This window comes from Collimonas sp. (assembly GCF_035566555.1).
GTDB lineage: Bacteria > Pseudomonadota > Gammaproteobacteria > Burkholderiales > Burkholderiaceae_D > Collimonas.
Genome location: NZ_DATMRB010000084.1, coordinates 1 through 15,919, shown reverse-complemented (window position 1 = coordinate 15,919; position 15,919 = coordinate 1). Strand labels below are relative to the sequence as shown.

Annotated in this window: 16 protein-coding genes; 12 read left to right on the top strand and 4 right to left on the bottom strand. The window is 61.5% G+C overall.

Annotated elements, in window-relative coordinates; genetic code table 11:
- Together VNZ65_RS10570 and VNZ65_RS10565 are read right to left on the bottom strand one after the other, a co-directional pair.
- The coding region (locus tag VNZ65_RS10570) for an addiction module antidote protein (protein WP_325668719.1) at positions 1-281 on the bottom strand (281 nt) is incomplete at its 3' end.
- Entirely contained in the window at positions 271-603 is a 333-nt protein-coding gene (locus VNZ65_RS10565) for a type II toxin-antitoxin system RelE/ParE family toxin (protein ID WP_325668718.1), read from the bottom strand. The genes VNZ65_RS10570 and VNZ65_RS10565, both read right to left, overlap by 11 nt.
- A 335-nt stretch (positions 604-938) precedes the next feature.
- On the opposite strand from VNZ65_RS10565, the gene tagH reads away from it, so the two are divergent.
- The 4 genes from tagH to VNZ65_RS10545 are packed head-to-tail and all read left to right on the top strand — an operon-like array spanning position 939 to position 5,154.
- Entirely contained in the window at positions 939-2,090 is a 1,152-nt protein-coding gene (tagH, locus tag VNZ65_RS10560; protein ID WP_325668716.1) for a type VI secretion system-associated FHA domain protein TagH, read from the top strand.
- The gene (locus VNZ65_RS10555; protein WP_325668714.1) at positions 2,083-2,889 is read left to right on the top strand and encodes a PP2C family protein-serine/threonine phosphatase; all 807 of its coding nucleotides are present in this window, start codon (positions 2,083-2,085) and stop codon (positions 2,887-2,889) included. The genes tagH and VNZ65_RS10555 overlap by 8 nt, the downstream gene beginning before the upstream one ends.
- A 60-nt stretch (positions 2,890-2,949) precedes the next feature.
- A complete protein-coding gene (locus VNZ65_RS10550; RefSeq protein ID WP_325668713.1) occupies positions 2,950-4,656 on the top strand; it encodes a serine/threonine-protein kinase in 1,707 nt (568 codons plus the stop codon).
- A gap of 27 nt (positions 4,657-4,683) precedes the next feature.
- On the top strand, positions 4,684-5,154 hold the full coding sequence (locus VNZ65_RS10545; protein WP_325668711.1) for a TssQ family T6SS-associated lipoprotein: 471 nt from the start codon (positions 4,684-4,686) through the stop codon (positions 5,152-5,154).
- Positions 5,155-5,158: 4 nt separating this feature from the next.
- On the opposite strand, the gene VNZ65_RS10540 is transcribed toward VNZ65_RS10545, so the two are convergent.
- On the bottom strand, positions 5,159-6,076 hold the full coding sequence (locus VNZ65_RS10540) for a LysR family transcriptional regulator (RefSeq protein ID WP_325668709.1): 918 nt from the start codon (positions 6,074-6,076) through the stop codon (positions 5,159-5,161).
- A gap of 109 nt (positions 6,077-6,185) precedes the next feature.
- On the opposite strand from VNZ65_RS10540, the gene VNZ65_RS10535 reads away from it, so the two are divergent.
- The 4 genes from VNZ65_RS10535 (at position 6,186) to VNZ65_RS10520 (ending at position 11,768) form a co-directional block, all read left to right on the top strand.
- Positions 6,186-7,439 (top strand): SGNH/GDSL hydrolase family protein, encoded by a 1,254-nt coding sequence (locus VNZ65_RS10535; RefSeq protein ID WP_325668707.1) that lies wholly within the window; start codon positions 6,186-6,188, stop codon positions 7,437-7,439.
- 161 nt (positions 7,440-7,600) lie between these two features.
- Complete coding sequence (locus tag VNZ65_RS10530; RefSeq protein ID WP_325668705.1) at positions 7,601-9,676, top strand: NADPH-dependent 2,4-dienoyl-CoA reductase; 2,076 nt, start codon at positions 7,601-7,603, stop codon at positions 9,674-9,676.
- A gap of 528 nt (positions 9,677-10,204) precedes the next feature.
- Entirely contained in the window at positions 10,205-11,188 is a 984-nt protein-coding gene (gene pip / locus VNZ65_RS10525) for a prolyl aminopeptidase (RefSeq protein WP_325668703.1), read from the top strand.
- A gap of 73 nt (positions 11,189-11,261) precedes the next feature.
- Entirely contained in the window at positions 11,262-11,768 is a 507-nt protein-coding gene (locus VNZ65_RS10520) for a BON domain-containing protein (protein ID WP_325668701.1), read from the top strand.
- Between the two features lie 6 nt (positions 11,769-11,774).
- Here VNZ65_RS10520 and VNZ65_RS10515 read toward each other — a convergent pair whose 3' ends face one another.
- On the bottom strand, positions 11,775-12,242 hold the full coding sequence (locus VNZ65_RS10515; RefSeq protein WP_325668699.1) for a hypothetical protein: 468 nt from the start codon (positions 12,240-12,242) through the stop codon (positions 11,775-11,777).
- Positions 12,243-12,454: 212 nt separating this feature from the next.
- On the opposite strand from VNZ65_RS10515, the gene VNZ65_RS10510 reads away from it, so the two are divergent.
- The 4 genes from VNZ65_RS10510 to VNZ65_RS10495 form a co-directional block, all read left to right on the top strand.
- Positions 12,455-12,922: a hypothetical protein gene (locus tag VNZ65_RS10510; RefSeq protein WP_325668697.1), complete on the top strand. Its 468-nt coding sequence runs from the start codon at positions 12,455-12,457 to the stop codon at positions 12,920-12,922.
- Positions 12,923-13,021: 99 nt separating this feature from the next.
- Complete coding sequence (locus tag VNZ65_RS10505) at positions 13,022-14,269, top strand: glycosyltransferase family 9 protein (RefSeq protein WP_325668695.1); 1,248 nt, start codon at positions 13,022-13,024, stop codon at positions 14,267-14,269.
- Between the two features lie 212 nt (positions 14,270-14,481).
- The gene (locus VNZ65_RS10500; RefSeq protein WP_325668693.1) at positions 14,482-15,621 is read left to right on the top strand and encodes a branched-chain amino acid ABC transporter substrate-binding protein; all 1,140 of its coding nucleotides are present in this window, start codon (positions 14,482-14,484) and stop codon (positions 15,619-15,621) included.
- Between the two features lie 90 nt (positions 15,622-15,711).
- Positions 15,712-15,919: helix-turn-helix transcriptional regulator (locus tag VNZ65_RS10495; protein WP_325668691.1), on the top strand; the 208-nt coding region annotated here is incomplete at its 3' end.

The window sequence follows — 15,919 nt, the reverse complement described above, 5'->3', positions numbered from 1 at the left end:
TGTACTGCGAGGCGCAGTCCCATGGCCTCCAGGATCGCCGTCAGGCTGCTCAAGGCCGGATTGCCCGCCGGCGACAGGATGCGGTAAAGCTGGGTCGGATTCAGCTGCGCGGTTTCCGCCACCGCTTGCATGCCGCCAAATGCTTTCGTCATTTGCCGCAGAGCGATCAGCAGGTCGCTCTGCTCACCATCCGCGAGAATGCTGTTGAGCATCTGAATGGCGTAAGCAGGATCCTGGCGATAGACCTCGGCCATCGCTTCGTCATGGCTTCTATCTCTCATCATTGATTCTCCTTTGCCAGTCTTGCCAGTATTTACATGCTTGCTCGATGTCAGCACCTTGCGTCCGTTTGGCGCCGCCGCATAGCAGCAGCACTACTTTTTTCCCAACTATGGCGTAATACACCCGATATCCCGCGCCGACATCGATGCGCATTTCCCAGACGCCATCGCGGCAGAATTTATGGTCGCCGAAATTACCCAATCCCATGCGGTTCACGCGTCGATCGATCGCAATTCTTGCCTTCATATCTGGCAACTTGCACGACCAGTCGAGATAGATGTCTTTGTTGTCGGATCGCAGGTAATGGTGGACTTCGCACATGATATTTTCACTTATAAACGAATTTCAATCAAGCGTCTTTTTCACCTGTCTCAAAGAAGCCTTCCCCAGCTGACACAAAATGTCACCACGAATGACAAGAGAGGGCAGTTTTGCAGGTTTTAAACAGGCGAATTAACAGGTTTTATGCGGCTATCAGACCGCTTTTCGCCAGCATTCCTTGGGCATGAAACTTGCTGCCAAGCAAACAGCCACAGGCAGCCACGATTTGCGCAAATCCGCAGGTGTTTGCACTGTGTCTGCAAAACCAGGCTTGGACCACATCGATGATCAAAATTAGTGTTATTTCTTACAACAACGTGGCGCCCGAGCAGCCCATGTCCGCCGTCTTCGGCCGTGAGCCGAAAACCCTCGGCCGCAGCGAAGAGAATTATTTCGTGCTGGCCGATCCGCGCAACCTGGTGTCACGCACCCAGGCCGAAATCAAGAGCGACGGCATCCGCCAGACCATCACCAACCTCAGCCGCGCCAATCCGATCCTGCTGAACGGCCACGAGATCGATGTCGAATGCGAGGTCGATCTGCAGATCGGCGATGAAATCCAGATCGGACTGTATCTGCTGCGTGCTGAAGCGCAGCTCAATTTAATGAAAGACAACCCAGACATGACCTCGACCAATCCGGTGCGCCGAGTCAATGCCAGCAAACCCTTGCTCAGCGTATCCGAGACGCGCCTGGCAGCGCTGGCGCAACTGAACCTGGAGCTGGCTGCGACCGCCAGCGCCGCCCTGCCGACCTCTGCACCGGCCGCCGCCACGATGGCGCGACCGGTCAACCTGGCGTCGCCGGCGCCGGCCAGTCCCGCCGCCGCGCCGCTGAACCATGCCGACGACAGCCAGCCCGCCGCCGAAACGAGCGCCGCCAGCGAAGCGCTGATGCAAGCTTTCACCAAGGGCGCCGGCCTGCCTGCCGGCACCCTGCCGGCGAGCCTGACGCCGGAATTCATGGAAACCGTCGGCAAGCTGCTGGCGATTTCCGTACAAGGCGCGATCGACCTGAACGCCGCGCGCGCGCTGGTGAAGCGCGAAGCGCATGCGGATGTCACCAAGGTGGTGGTGCGCAACAACAATCCGCTGAAATTTTTCCCGGACAGCCAGACCGTGCTGAGCCAGATGCTGCGCAAGAAAATGCCTGGCTTCATGAGCGCCGCCGAAGCCATGCAGGATGCCTACGAAGATCTGCACGGGCATCAGGTCGCCGTGGTGTCCGGCATGCGCGCCACCATGAACGAAACCATGCAACGCTTCAACCCGGAAGTGATGGAGCGGCATTCGCAAAAGGGCGGCATGCTGGATACGCTGCTGCCGGCCACCCGCAAGGCCAAGCTGTGGGATGCCTATGTCGCCCGCTATCAGCGCATCATCGGCGAAGCGACACAGGATGATTTCCAGACCTTGTTCGGCAAAGCCTTCCTGCAAGCCTACGAACGGAAAATCGAGAAGCTGAAGAAAGCTTCCCCGCATGCCTGAGCAGTCGCTGCTCAGCAACACGGCAGCGCCGCTGCTGCTGAGCCTGGCGCAGCTTAGCCATGCCGGCGGCCGCCAGGTCAACCAGGATTCCTGGGGCAGCGCGCAGCAGGACGACCTGACCTGCATCATCGTCTCCGACGGCGTCGGCGGCGAGTACGGCGGCGAGATCGCGTCGAACGTGGTGGTGCATGCGATCATGGAGATGTTTGTCGAAGAAGCCTCCTTCGGCCCGCGCGCGCTGCAATCCTATCTTGATTGCGCGGTGGCCCAGCTGAACCGGCGCCAGGCGCAGATCCCGCGCCTGAAAGACATGAGCGCCACCGTGGCGACGCTGCTGATCGACCAGAAGAACCGCTGCGCCCTATGGGGCCACATGGGCGATACCCGCATCTACCAGTTCCGCCGCGGCCAGCTCCTGAACTACACCAAGGATCACAGCCTGATCCAGCAATTTGTCGATGCCGGCCATTGTTCGGCCGAGCAGCTGCGGCGTCATCCGCGCCGCAGCATCCTGTGCGCCGCGGTCGGCGTCGAGGGCAGCGCGCCGGCGGAAGTGACGCCGAATCCGGTGCCGATACAGAGCGGCGATGCCTTCCTGCTGTGCACCGATGGTTTCTGGGAATGGATCAGCGAAGCCGAAATGGCGCAGGCCGCCGCGCAAGCCGGCTCGGCCCAGGACTGGCTTACCATCATGCATGCGATCGTCGAAAAGAACGGCCAGGCCTGCAATGCGCCGCTCGATAACTGCACCGCATTTACCATCTACGCAGCCGAGCCGCAGGCAGCAAGCAATCACTAATCACTGAAGACGTGTTGATCACTATCCCAATAATACTGCTAACGTCGAAACCAACTGAACATGCAAAACGCCAAATCGGTTGACCCGCAAGAACCGTCTGCAACGGCTGTCGAGAACTGCCTGCCGAAAGGTACGCGCCTGGCCGATTTTGAAATCATCGGCGTGATCGGCGAAGGCGGCTTCGGCATTGTCTACTTTGCCTTCGACCGCTCGCTGCGGCGCATGGTCGCCATCAAGGAATACATGCCGGGCGCCTTTGCCGGGCGCGGACCGGACAAGAAGGTGGTGGTGCGCTCGCAGCGCCATCGCGAGACATTCACCATCGGCCTCAAGAGTTTTATCAAGGAAGCGCGCCTGCTGGCGCAGTTCGACCATCCGGCCCTGATCAAGGTGTACCGTTTCTGGGAGCAGAACAATACTGCCTACATGGCGATGCGTTACTACGAAGGCCGCACGCTCAAGAGCGTGGTGCAGAATTCGCCGTCCCAGATCACGGAAGCATGGCTGAAAAGCATGCTCAAGCCGATGCTGGAAGCGCTGGCAGCCATGTACCGGGTGCAGATCCTGCACCGCGATATCTCGCCCGACAACATCATGATCCAGAAAAGCGGCGAGGCAGTGCTGCTGGATTTCGGCGCGGCGCGCCAGATCATCGGCGACATGACGCACTCGCTGACGGTGATCCTGAAGCCTGGCTATGCGCCTATCGAGCAGTACGCCGACGACGCCATGATGAAGCAAGGGCCGTGGACCGATATCTATTCGCTGTCGGCGGTGATTTACTTCGCCATCAAGAAGACCGCGCCGCCGACTTCCGTGGCGCGCATGATCAAGGATCCCATCGAGCTGCTGCAGAACGGCGAGCACAGCGGCTTCAGCCAGGCCTTCCTGGCGGCGATCGACAAGGGGCTGGCGGTCAAGCCGGACGACCGTCCGCAGTCGATAGAAGAATTCCGCCAGCTGCTCGACCTGGAGCTTTCGGTACCGATGCCGATGCCCGACAACGATGCCGTGCCGCCCTCGTCGTCCAGTGCCGGCAAGCGCAAGGCCGGCGCCGCCGTCGGCAAGCACGATAGCAAGCACGATAGCAAGCACGATAGCAAGCACAGCGGCGCCCAGGCATTCGCCGCCGCAAACGTAATGGAGCGACCGTTGCGGGCCCCGGCCCTGTGGATTGCCGCTGCTGTCTGCGTACTCGCAGCCGGCGCCTATCTGTGGCTCAAGCCGACGCAACAGCAGCCGGAAGCGCCGCTGATGGCAGCACGCGCGCCGGCGGCAAAACCGGCGCCGAGCGCCGCCGTGGCCGGCGAGCAGATCCTGGACGAAGAAACCATCGGCTGGGAAACCTTGAAGGAGCTGAAAGACGTCACGCCGCAGCAGATGACTGCTTTCCTGCAGAAATATCCGAATAGCAAGCATGCCGAGCTTGCCCGTGCCCGGCTGGCGGAGTTGCAAGGCAAGAGCGCTGCAGAAGTTGCTGCCAAGGCGGCCGAGGCAAAAGGCACGGAAAGCAAAACCGCCGAGCTCAAGCCGGCAGAAGTAAAAGTGGCCGATGCCACCGGCGTGGTGGCGCTGACCATCAAACCGTGGGGCAACGTGATTGTGGACGGCAACCTGAAAGGCGCCAGCCCGCCCTTGAAAAGACTGGTCCTGGCGGAAGGCAAGCATCAGATCAAGGTGGCTAATCCGAGTTTCCCCGACAAGGTCTTTGAAATTGACGTCAGCCAGAAAAAATCGCGTAGTATCGACTACAATTTTTCGCCCTAATCAACGCATTCCAGCCAGGCACATCTCATGACCATTTCTTTTTACCGTAGCGGCAGCGCCGCCATGATCGCCGCGCTCTTCATGCTCAGCGCTTGCGACACGATCGATACGGCGAAAACGCCGGCTGCGGCCGGCCAGGCATCCGCTCCTTCCGCACCGGCGCCGGTTGCCGCCGCGCCCCAGCCACCGGCGCCGCCGGCTGCGCTGACCGACGGCATTGCCTTGTACAACAAGGGTAGTTACAGCGCCGCCATCAAACGCCTCGCCAACGGCCAGGAGATCTGGTCTGCGGACACCTCGTTCCAGACTGAAGCCTTGAAATACATGGCGTTCAGCTATTGCGTCACCTCCCGCCGCAAGCTGTGCAAGCAGCAGTTTGAAAAAGCCCTGAGGCTCGATCCGGCTTTCGACCTGGCGCCGGGCGAGCAGGGCCATCCATTGTGGGGTCCGGTATTCAACCAGGCCAAGCGGACCGTGGCCGCCAGCGCCAAGAAGTAGGCCTCTAACGGCCGAACACCGGAGCGGAAAATCCCGGCAGTTTGGGAATCCGCTCCGTCATGAATTGCATGAACACCGTGGCGCGCAGGGATTGATAGCGGCGCGACGGATAAAGCAGCGAGGCTTCCTGCCCCGCCGCGCTCCAGGCCGGAAGAATACGCTGCAGCTGGCCCGTTTCCAGCAGGTCGTGCACCAGCCAGGACGGACAGATGCCAAGACCGGCGCCCATCAGGAAACTCTCGCGTATCGCCAGCGAACTGTTGACCAGGTAGCCGCTGCGGGTGGCGATTTCGACTGTGCCGCCGGGGCCGCTAAGCTGGCTCACTTCGCCGTTAGCCGGGCGTGCAAAACCGATGTAGCGATGGCTGGCGAGGTCTTGCGGGCGGCGGATCTTCGGATGGCGCGCCAGATAGGACGGCGCCGCTACCAGATAGCGTTGCGCACTGGCGATCTTGCGCGCGATCATGTTGGGTGGCAGTGTACCGGCCAGTCTTAACGCCACGTCGACGCCGTCTTCCACCAGGTCGACAAAGCGGTCGTTCAGGATCAGCTCTACCTCGATCTCCGGATACAGCGTGAGAAACTCCAGCACCAGCGCATTCAGCCGCAGCTGACCAAGGCCGAGCGGTGCGTTCACGCGCAGCAGCCCGGCCGGCTTCTCGGTCAGGCCGCGGGCGTCGCTGACAGCTTCGTTGAATTCCTCCAGCACACGCTTGGCACGCTCATAAAACCGCTTGCCCTGGTCGGTGACGGTGAGGCTGGTGGTGCTGCGTTCCAGCAGGCGCACCCCAAGCTGTTTTTCCAGTGCTGCGATGATTTTGCTGATGGTTGGCTGCGTGCTGTGCTGCTCACGCGCCACGGCCGACAGGCTGCCGAGTTCAACCGCGCGGACGAAGCTGCGGCAGGCTTTGATTTGGTCCATGTCATTCCAGTTTGGAATAAGAGATATGCAATTATGCGCTCTAGCGTATCAATCTGGAATGAACTATCTTGAATGCATGCGGATTTCCGCCTGACCAACAGGAGCATTCATGAAGCACCAGAAAATTCTCGCCATCCTGGCCGCGCTGTCGATGTTGAGCGGCAGCGTGCATGCCGCAGCGGCGCCGGCCGCGCAGCAATGGGTCGCCAGCTGGAGCGCCAGTCCGCAACCGACCTGGGAGGCCGGCTTCGCTTTGTCGACCAATATTCCGGCAAGCTTGTCGAACCAGACCGTACGCCAGATCGCCCGCATCAGCCTGGGCGGCAAGCGCGCCAGGGTAGTGCTGTCGAACGAGTTCGGGACCACCCCGCTGACTTTGGGTGCGGCACATATCGCGCTTGCCGGCGACGGCTCCGGCATCGTCGCCGGCACGGACCGCACCCTCACCTTCGGTGGCCGCGAAACGGTGACGATTGCGCCGGGCGCGCCGGCGGTCAGCGATCCTGTCGATCTCGAACTGGCACCGCTGGCCCAGGTCGCGGTCAGCATCTTCCTGCCGCAAATCACGCCGCTCACCACCTTCCACTGGGACGGCAAGCAGATCGCCTACATCGCCCAAGGCAACCTGACGGCGGCGCCCCTGATCGATATCGCCCAGACCCTGGACGCACGTTTGTTCCTCAGCACGATCCTGGTCGAGGCGAGGCCCGCAACGCGGGTGGTGGCGGCCTTTGGCGATTCGATCACCGATGGCGGCGGTTCCACTTCTAACCGCAACCAGCGCTGGCCCGACCTGCTGGCGCAGCGCCTGGCCCCACAGGATGTTGCGGTGATCAACGCCGGCATATCCGGGGCCAGGGTGCTGAGCGACAAGATGGGCGTCAACGCCCTCGCCCGCTTCGAGCGCGATGTGCTGAACCAGCCCGGCCTCGACACCGTGATCCTGCTGATGGGCATCAACGACATCGGCTGGCCCGGCAGCAGCTTCACGCCGCAGGCCCCAGCTTTGGCGGCGGAACGGCTGATCGACGGCTACCAGCAGCTGATAGCGCGGGCGCGTCTGCATCATGTACGTATCGTCGGTGCTACCTTGACGCCGTTCGAGGGTGCATTGCACGACACCGAGCTGAAAAGCTATTATTCCGAAAGCAAGGAAAAGACCCGGCAAGCGGTGAACCGATGGATACGCGGCAGCGGCCAATTCGACGCCGTCATCGACTTCGACGCTGCCATGAGGGATCCAGCACATACGGGGCGCCTCCTGCCAGCCTACGATTCCGGCGACCATCTGCACCCGGGCGATGCCGGCTACCGCGCCATGGCGGAAGCAATCGATCTGACAACTTTACTTGGCCGGCGCTAAAAATCGAGGATGGGATCTAAATAGGTTTTTGACTCTAATCGGCGCTAAAACAGGGCTTTTGCAGCGATCTGCCGCAGCTTTTCAGGTAGATTCCAGCCCTGTGGCAAACTGTTGGCGTTTGCCGTGGCTCCTTGCAGAATCTACAAAACCACTAGAGACCTATGTCCCATCCCGTATACCCTCATTTGCTCGCTCCGCTCGACCTTGGCTTCACCACGCTGAAGAACCGGGTGGTGATGGGCTCGATGCACACCGGCCTGGAAGACCGCTTTTTCCACTATGGCAAGCTGGCGGAATACTTCCGGGCGCGGGCCAAGGGCGGCGTCGGGCTGATCGTCACCGGCGGCATTTCGCCCAACCGGCAAGGCTGGCTGCTGCCGTTCGGCGGCACCATGAACAGCCTGGGCGACATCTGCAACCATCGGCGCCTGACCCGCGCGGTGCATGAGGAAGACGGTAAGATCGTGATGCAGATCCTGCACTCCGGCCGCTACGGCTACCAGCCGCTGGTGGTGTCGGCTTCTGCCATCAAGTCGCCGATCTCGATGTTCAAGCCGCGCGCGCTGAGCGAACGCGGCATCCAGTCCACCATCGATGCCTACGTGCGCAGCGCGACGCTGGCGCAGCGCGCCAACTACGACGGCGTCGAGATCATGGGCAGCGAAGGTTATCTGCTCAACCAGTTCCTGTCGCCGCGCACCAACCACCGTACCGACCGTTGGGGCGGCAGCATCGAGAACCGCATGCGGCTGGCGGTAGAGATCGTGCAGCGCATGCGGGCGGCGGCGGGCGAGCGTTTCATCATCATGTATCGCTTGTCCTTGCTCGACCTGGTGGATGAGGGCAATACCGGTGCGGAAGTGGTGGCGGTGGCGCAGGCGCTGGAACAAGCCGGCGTGACGCTGATCAATACCGGCGTCGGCTGGCATGAAGCGCGGATCCCAACCATTGTCACTTCGGTGCCGCGCGGCGCCTTCCGTGAAGCGACGGCGCGTCTCAAGCGCGCAGTCGGGATTCCGGTGATTGCCTCGAACCGCATCAACACACCGGAGGTGGCGGAGCAGATCCTGGCCGAGGGCGATGCCGACATGATTTCGATGGCGCGGCCGTTCCTGGCCGATCCGGAATTCGTGCTGAAGGCGCAGCAGAACCGCGCCGATGAAATCAACACCTGCATCGCCTGCAACCAGGCCTGTCTGGACCATACTTTCCAGAACAAGCGCGCCAGCTGCCTGGTCAATCCTCAGGCTTGCCATGAGACCGAGCTGGTCTATCGCCCGGTCGCCAAGGCGCGCCGGGTGGCGGTGATCGGCGCCGGGCCGGCGGGTTTGTCGGCGGCCAGCGTGGCGGCCGAGCGGGGACATCGGGTGACCTTGTTCGAAGCGGCGGCGCAGATCGGCGGCCAGTTCAATATCGCGATGCAGATCCCGGGCAAGGAAGAGTTCAGCGAAACCATCCGTTATTTCCAGCGCCGCCTGGAGCGCACCGGTGTCGAGCTCAGGCTCAATCACCGGGTTGGCAATCGGCAGCTGGAGGCGCAGGGTTTTGACGATGTCATCGTGGCGACCGGGGTGGCGCCGCGCAGTTTGCGGATTCCGGGGATCGACCATCCGATGGTGCTGTCTTACCTGGATGTCTTGCAGCGCAAGGCTGCGGTCGGCAAGCGGGTGGCGGTGATCGGGGCTGGCGGCATCGGTTTCGACCTGTGCGAATTCCTGCTGCACGATGCGCATGTGCCGTTGCCGGTGCCGATTGCGGAGTGGATGGATGAGTGGGGAGTGGATCCTTTGGCGGCTTCGGCGGGGGGCTTGCGGCCTCCTGTTGCGGCGGAACCGGTGCGGGTGATTCATCTGCTGCAGCGTAAGCAGAGCAAGGTTGGGGCTGGGCTGGGCAAGACGTCGGGCTGGGTGCATCGTAGCGTGATGCAGCGCAATGGGGTGGAGATGCTGGGCGGGGTTGAGTATCAGCGGATCGATGACCGCGGTTTGCATGTTTCGGTGGGTGGCGTCAGCCGTTTGCTGGAGGTGGATAACGTGGTGATTTGTGCGGGGCAGGAGTCGCTGCACGAGTTGGTTCCTGTTGATGCGATTGTTCCAGGCAAGCCTGGCGAACCGGTCAAGACCAAGGCGCAGCAAACCGGCCTGCGCTATCACCTGATCGGCGGCGCTTCGTTCGCCAGCGAACTGGACGCCAAGCGCGCCATCCGCGAAGGCGCAGAACTCGCCGCGTCGCTATAAGCAGTCGCTGATCCGCAATTCAAAAGCCGTCTCAAAAGCAAAGGCTAAGCAGTTAAATAGGGTCGGAGTTTTTTTTCGGCGGCCTTATCGCCGAAAATTACTCCGACCCTATTTAACGGACTACGGAGTACGTGTCTTGGCATGCCAAGAACGGTTGGCGGGTTGCTAAAACGTTCGCTACTTCGTGGATACTAGCCGGGGGCGGCCCGGCAGCCGCTTACTTTCTTTGCTTCGCCAAAGAAAGTAAGCAAAGAAAGGCGACCGCACAGCCGTTGCCCTCCCTTCGGTCGGGTCCCCAAATCCGGCGCGCGCCAGCCGGGTGAGGGGCAAAACTCGCCTTCGACTCAAACATGCCCCTCACAATTCCCGGCTGACAGGCGCCGGATTTGCAACGTCCGCATGCGGGGTACTTCAAAACCAACGGCAACTCATACCCCACCGCGCTTGATTGCTGCTTTTTCGTCTGCTGAACTGCTTCGGCAGATTTGTTATGATCATTGTTCTCCACTCCCACAAGGAAACCATTTCATGACTATCAGCCAACCCGCTGTGCAGCAAACTTCTCCTCAATTGCTGGGGCTTTATCCGCCGCTGGAGCCGTTCAAGTCGGGCATGCTGGATGTGGGGGACGGGCATCAGGTTTATTGGGAAATGTGCGGCAATCCTGCCGGCAAGCCGGCGGTGTTCTTGCATGGCGGACCGGGCGGCGGTTGCAATGCTGATCATCGGCGCCTGTTCAATCCTGCTAAATATTGCGTCATGCTGTTCGACCAGCGCGGTTGTGGGCGTTCTACGCCGCATGCCAATCTGGAGGCGAACACCACCTGGCATCTGGTGGCGGATATCGAGCGGCTGCGCGAAATGGCGGGAGTCGATCAATGGCAGGTGTTTGGCGGTTCCTGGGGCAGCACCCTGGCGCTGGCGTATGCCGAGAAACACCCTGAGCATGTCAGCGAACTGGTGCTGCGCGGGATATTTACCGGGCGGCGCGAAGAGATCCAGTGGTATTACCAGGACGGCGCATCGCGCCAGTTTCCCGACAAATGGGAAGCTTTCCTGGCGCCGATTCCGCCGGCTGAGCAGCATGAGATGGTGCAGGCCTACAGCCGTCGTCTGACCGGTACTGATGAAATCGCCAAGCTGGCCGCGGCCAAGGCATGGAGCGTGTGGGAAGGCAGCACCGTCAAGCTGCTGCCCGATCCGTCGCTGGCGCAGGCGCATGAAGATCCGGAATTTGCGATCGCTTTCGCCCGCATCGAAAATCATTACTTCATCAACCAATGCTTCTTTGAAGACCGGCAGCTGCTGCGCGATGTCGGCCGGCTGCGCGGCATTCCGGGCGTCATCGTGCAAGGACGCTACGATGTCTGCTGTACGCCGAAGACCGCCTGGGAGCTGCACAAGGCTTGGCCGGAAGCGGAGCTGCATATCGTCGAGGATGCCGGCCACGCCTACAGCGAACCGGGCATCCTGCATCAGCTGATCACGGCGACCGACAAGTTCGCAGGCTGATGTGACGCTGCCGGAGTGCATCCTGCGCTCCGGCCGGCTGTGGCGCAAGCGCTACTGCTTGAGGAGGAACGGTATGCCGCCAGCACGACACTTTCGCGCTCTGCTGCCAGTCCTGCTGGCGGCTTGCGCCATGATGCCGCCGGCTCGCGGCGAGATCCTGAAGAACTGGTTCAACGACCCCTTCATCCAGGTGCGCAACGCCGTGCCGGATTGTCCGCTGCCGCTGGGGCCGCTGGTGAGCGAGCAAGAGGCACGGAGGGAGTCGCATTGGCGTACCGAGCGCGGCACCAGCTGCTGGCTGGCAGGCCAGTGCAGCAAGCCGAACTCCTATCTGTACGATGCACCGATAGCGCAGACCGTGCAAGCCCATTTTGCCGCCGCTCCGGCTTTCGCCCGCAGCAGCCTGTGGCTGACTTTCCAGCGCCGTTTCGTCTGGGTCGAAGGCTGCAGCGCCGACCCCGCCATCACGGCCGCGGCGCTGGAAGCCTTTGTCCGCGCCGCGCCGGATGTCGAGCGTGTGATCGTCAACCTGCGCGCGCCGGGCGCCGGCAAAGCGCCCTATCCGCTGGCGCCACCCTGACCATTGCTATTCAATGCGTGCCGCGCCTGACTTGGCGGAGTAGCCGTCGTTCAAGGTTTTCAGGAAGGCGATCAGGTCGCCGATTTCCTCGTCGTCAAGAGCCGGCGCTTGGCCTTTTTTGCGATTCAAAGGCGCATCCAGGCTGTCGATGTTGGCGCGGTAGCGCACCGGCAGATCGTCATATTTCGCTATCTTGCCGTTGACCTTGGGATCCCATTTGCCGGGATCGGCATCGCGCTCCACATAAAAATGCAGCATGTCTTCCAGCGTGTGGAAGCGGCCGTTATGAAAGAAGGCGCCGCGCGTGGCCACATTGCGCAAGGTCGGCGACTTGAACATGCCGCAGAACTCCGCCTCTTTCGCCATGTCCTTGCGTTCCGGGCCGCAGATGCCGAGGTCGGCATAATGCGGATCGCGGTTGGCGCCGATCTCGGGATTGCGCGGCACGCCCAGCGCCAGGGGATGAAGTTTCATGAATGGATCTTGTGATGGATGGCTGGATATCGGGCCGGAAGAGCGGCGCAGCTAGCGTGCGCCTGCTTAGCTTTCTATTGTCACAAGCAAATATGACTGCCTGATGTCTGGAAACTTTAGGGTTTGCGAAAAACAACAAAGCGTTTAGAGTGAGTCGTCCATTGCGCCGAAGTGATTATTGTGTTGCGCTACAGAAATAGAAGGAAGGTCCCATGAAATTGTCTCTGCTTTCTTTGCTGCTGCTGGTCCTGGTTTCCGACAAGGTGCTGGCAGACGAAATGCCGATGTCGATGGCGGACATGCTGGCTGACAAGGACGTGATGCAAGCCGCTAATGCCTGTCTGGCCAGGCACCCGCAAGGCGGCAATGTCTTTGTCGAAAACGTTTACCCGATGAACCGCGGCCTGGTCGGCGTGGTGACCGCCGACAGTTCCGGCCGCCGTTACGATTGCTACGCCGAACTGGAAAGCGGCAAGGTGCGCAACAGTGCACCCATCGTCGAACCGCGCGGCCCCCTGTTTGTCTCGGTGCGGCAGATGGCGGCGCCGCCCAAGGGCGAGTGTTTCAGCAGCAGTCCGCTGGTGATCGGCCGCCAGTTGCAAGGCTGGCTGCTGACGCAGACCGGCAAATGCAGCGGGGCCTCCTGGAACGGCATCGAGGTCGCGCCGAAAAATCCCTGAATGCAAGTTCTGCAAAGCGGCCGCTTCCTTTAAGCTATCGGTAAACTTCTCCGCTTGTAGCGGCAGCGCCATATTCACCATGAAAGTTTGCCATTCCCCATGCCAGTTCTTGACGACCTGACGACTTCCTACACTGCCTATCAGCAGGACACCAACGCCAAGACGGCGCTGGATCTCATCGCCAGGCTGCAGCAGGCCGGCAAGGCCGAGGAGGCCATAGAACTGGCGCTGAAATGGTCGACGGCAGTGAGCGTGCCGATACAGCGCGCGCAACTGGCGTATTACATGAGCTGCCTTGGCTTGCTGGCGCAAGCGGAACCGATGCTGCAAGAGCTTCTGCCGCAAGTCGAAGCGGATGAAGAGATCTATTATCAGATCCGGCTGGAACTGGCGGTCGTCAAGTACGGGTTGGGGAAATTTCATGAAGCGCACTTGCTGCAGCGCTTGCTACACGGTCCGAGGTGGTGCGAAGTATGGACGCGGCTGGCTTCGCGGAATCGCGACAACAGCTGGTTTGCGCAGTTCAAGGACAAGGTCCTGGATGAACAGCCAGTGGCCGGTAAAACCATTCTGATCGGCGCCGAAGGCGGCATCGGTGACCTGCTGCAATTCTCTCGCTACGTGAGAAACTTGCAGCAGGAAGGGGCCGCGCTGATTTATTGCCACGTGCCGCCTGAGGCGCAGAGCCTGATGTTGAACAGCGGCCTGCCGATCGTGATTGTCGACGACAGCTACCGCGGCATGCACGGCTGCGATTACATCACCTGGGCGTTCGCGCTGTTTACCCGTTACCAGAAGAGTCCTTATTTTCCGGCTGCGGCGCAAGGCTATCTGGGATTGGACGCCGCGTATGCGCTGCCCGCCGGCATCCAGGAAAAACTCGCCGCAGGCAGCAGCGGCCGGCGCCGCATAGGGCTGGTCTGGCGCAGCGAAACCCGGGTGCGGCACGAACCCTTTCGCTCGCTGGATCTGCAAGCGCTGGCGCCGCTGCTGGCCAGCGCCGACGCCGATTTCTTTTCGCTGCAGGTCGGCGCCTTGAGCGACGCCGAGAGGCAGTTGCTGGCGCAGCACCGGGTGACCGACCTGGCGCCGCAGCTGCGCTCATTTGAAGACAGCGCGCATGTGCTGGAACAGCTGGACCTGCTGTTGACCGTCGATTCGGCGCCGGCGCATCTGGCCGGCGCTCGCCAGCGTCCGGTGTGGCTGATGCTGGCGCAGGCCTGCGACTATCGCTGGTACGACTGCCAGCGCTTCACGCCCTGGTATCCTTCCATGCGCCTGTATCGCCAGGCCAGACTGGGAGACTGGGGCCCAGTGGTCGCCGCCATGAGCGCCGATCTGGCCTAGTGTCGTGTCATGCCTCATCTGTCGGCATCTCGCTGGTCCTTGACCCGTATCGCTTCGTTGCGCCTCGTCGCCATAGCCCTGCTATGTCTCCTCGGCACGCCTAGCGCTACGGGCCAAGGTCGGCGCGATATACCGACAGATGAGGCAGGACACGACACTAGTGCCGTGTCTTTTAGGTAGAATCCAAGGGTTAATTAATATTGGGAGACAAAATGCAGATCAATGCCAAAACCACGCTGCTGGCCGCCGCTGTTGCCTTGACGCTGGCAGGCAACGCGCAGGCCCAGGAACAGGTAGTCAAGATTGCCCACGTCGGCCCGATCACCGGCCCGGTGGCGCACGTCGGCAAGGACAATGAAAACGGTGCGCGCATGGCGATCGACGATCTCAACGCCAAGCATCTGGTGATCGGCGGCAGGCCGATCAAGTTCGTGCTGCAGGCCGAGGACGACGGCAGCGATCCGAAGCAGGCTACCAGCGTCGCCCAGAAACTGGTGGACGCCAAAGTGGCGGGAGTCGTCGGCCACCTGCAGTCGGGTACCTCGATTCCGGCTTCCAAGATTTATTTCGACGCCGGCATTCCGCAGATTTCGCCGTCCGCCACCAGCGCCAAATATACTGAACAAGGTTTCAACACCACCTTCCGCGTGGTCGCCAACGACGCTCAGCTCGGCGCTGCGATGGGACGCTATGCAGCCAAAACCCTGCATGCCAAGAAGGTCGCCGTGATCGATGACCGCACCGCCTATGGCCAGGGCCTGGCCACCGAGTTCCTCAAGGACGCCAAGGCGAACGGCGTCGATATCGTTTCTACCCAATACACCAACGACCGCGCTACCGATTTCAGCGCCATCCTGACCGCGGTCAAGGCCAAGCAGCCCGACCTGATTTTCTTCGGCGGCATCGACGCCAGCGCCGGCACCATGCTGCGGCAGATGCGTCAGCTCGGCATTACCGCCAAGTTCATGGGCGGCGATGCGATCTGCACCGGAGCCTTGCCGCGCCTGGCTGGCGAAGGCTTGCTGGATGACCAGGTATATTGCGCGATCGCCGGCGGCGTGGAAAACCAGGCGCCGCTGGATGCCTTCAAGGCCGCCTACAAGCAGAAATACCAGGCCGATATCGTCCAGTACGCGCCGTATACCTACGATGCCGTGATGCTGATGGCCAAAGCCATGCAGGAAGCGAATTCGGTCGATCCCAAGAAGTACCTGCCGAAGCTGAGCAAGATCCAGTACACCGGCGTCACCGGCAAGATCGCGTTTGACGCCAAGGGCGACATCAAGAACGGCACGTTGTCGATCTACACCTTCCGCAACGGCCAACAGACCTTGCTGTCGCTGACCAAATAGGGCTTTAGCGGGAAACGTCGGAAGCGGCGGCCTGATGGCCGCCGCGTTGCGATCCGCGCCTGGCGCGGCAAGTCACACAAGGAGATCACGTTGGCACAGGCGTCAAGCCGCACCGGGCGCTTATTCATGCTGATGGACGCATTGCGCGGCCACCGGCGGCCGGTCACGGCGGCGCGGCTGGCGGAGGAGCTGGCGGTCTCGGTGCGCACCATCTACCGCGACGTCCAGACCCTGATCGAACTGGGTGCGCCGCTGGAAGGCGAAGCCGGGCTGTGCTATGTGCTGCGTTCCGGTTTTT

Coding starts and splice junctions, on each gene's coding strand:
- VNZ65_RS10565 (WP_325668718.1), bottom strand. CDS start 603: ATGTGCGAAGTCCACCATTACCTGCGATCCGACAACAAAGACATCTAT.
- tagH (WP_325668716.1), top strand. CDS start 939: ATGTCCGCCGTCTTCGGCCGTGAGCCGAAAACCCTCGGCCGCAGCGAA.
- VNZ65_RS10555 (WP_325668714.1), top strand. CDS start 2,083: ATGCCTGAGCAGTCGCTGCTCAGCAACACGGCAGCGCCGCTGCTGCTG.
- VNZ65_RS10550 (WP_325668713.1), top strand. CDS start 2,950: ATGCAAAACGCCAAATCGGTTGACCCGCAAGAACCGTCTGCAACGGCT.
- VNZ65_RS10545 (WP_325668711.1), top strand. CDS start 4,684: ATGACCATTTCTTTTTACCGTAGCGGCAGCGCCGCCATGATCGCCGCG.
- VNZ65_RS10540 (WP_325668709.1), bottom strand. CDS start 6,076: ATGGACCAAATCAAAGCCTGCCGCAGCTTCGTCCGCGCGGTTGAACTC.
- VNZ65_RS10535 (WP_325668707.1), top strand. CDS start 6,186: ATGAAGCACCAGAAAATTCTCGCCATCCTGGCCGCGCTGTCGATGTTG.
- VNZ65_RS10530 (WP_325668705.1), top strand. CDS start 7,601: ATGTCCCATCCCGTATACCCTCATTTGCTCGCTCCGCTCGACCTTGGC.
- pip (WP_325668703.1), top strand. CDS start 10,205: ATGACTATCAGCCAACCCGCTGTGCAGCAAACTTCTCCTCAATTGCTG.
- VNZ65_RS10520 (WP_325668701.1), top strand. CDS start 11,262: ATGCCGCCAGCACGACACTTTCGCGCTCTGCTGCCAGTCCTGCTGGCG.
- VNZ65_RS10515 (WP_325668699.1), bottom strand. CDS start 12,242: ATGAAACTTCATCCCCTGGCGCTGGGCGTGCCGCGCAATCCCGAGATC.
- VNZ65_RS10510 (WP_325668697.1), top strand. CDS start 12,455: ATGAAATTGTCTCTGCTTTCTTTGCTGCTGCTGGTCCTGGTTTCCGAC.
- VNZ65_RS10505 (WP_325668695.1), top strand. CDS start 13,022: ATGCCAGTTCTTGACGACCTGACGACTTCCTACACTGCCTATCAGCAG.
- VNZ65_RS10500 (WP_325668693.1), top strand. CDS start 14,482: ATGCAGATCAATGCCAAAACCACGCTGCTGGCCGCCGCTGTTGCCTTG.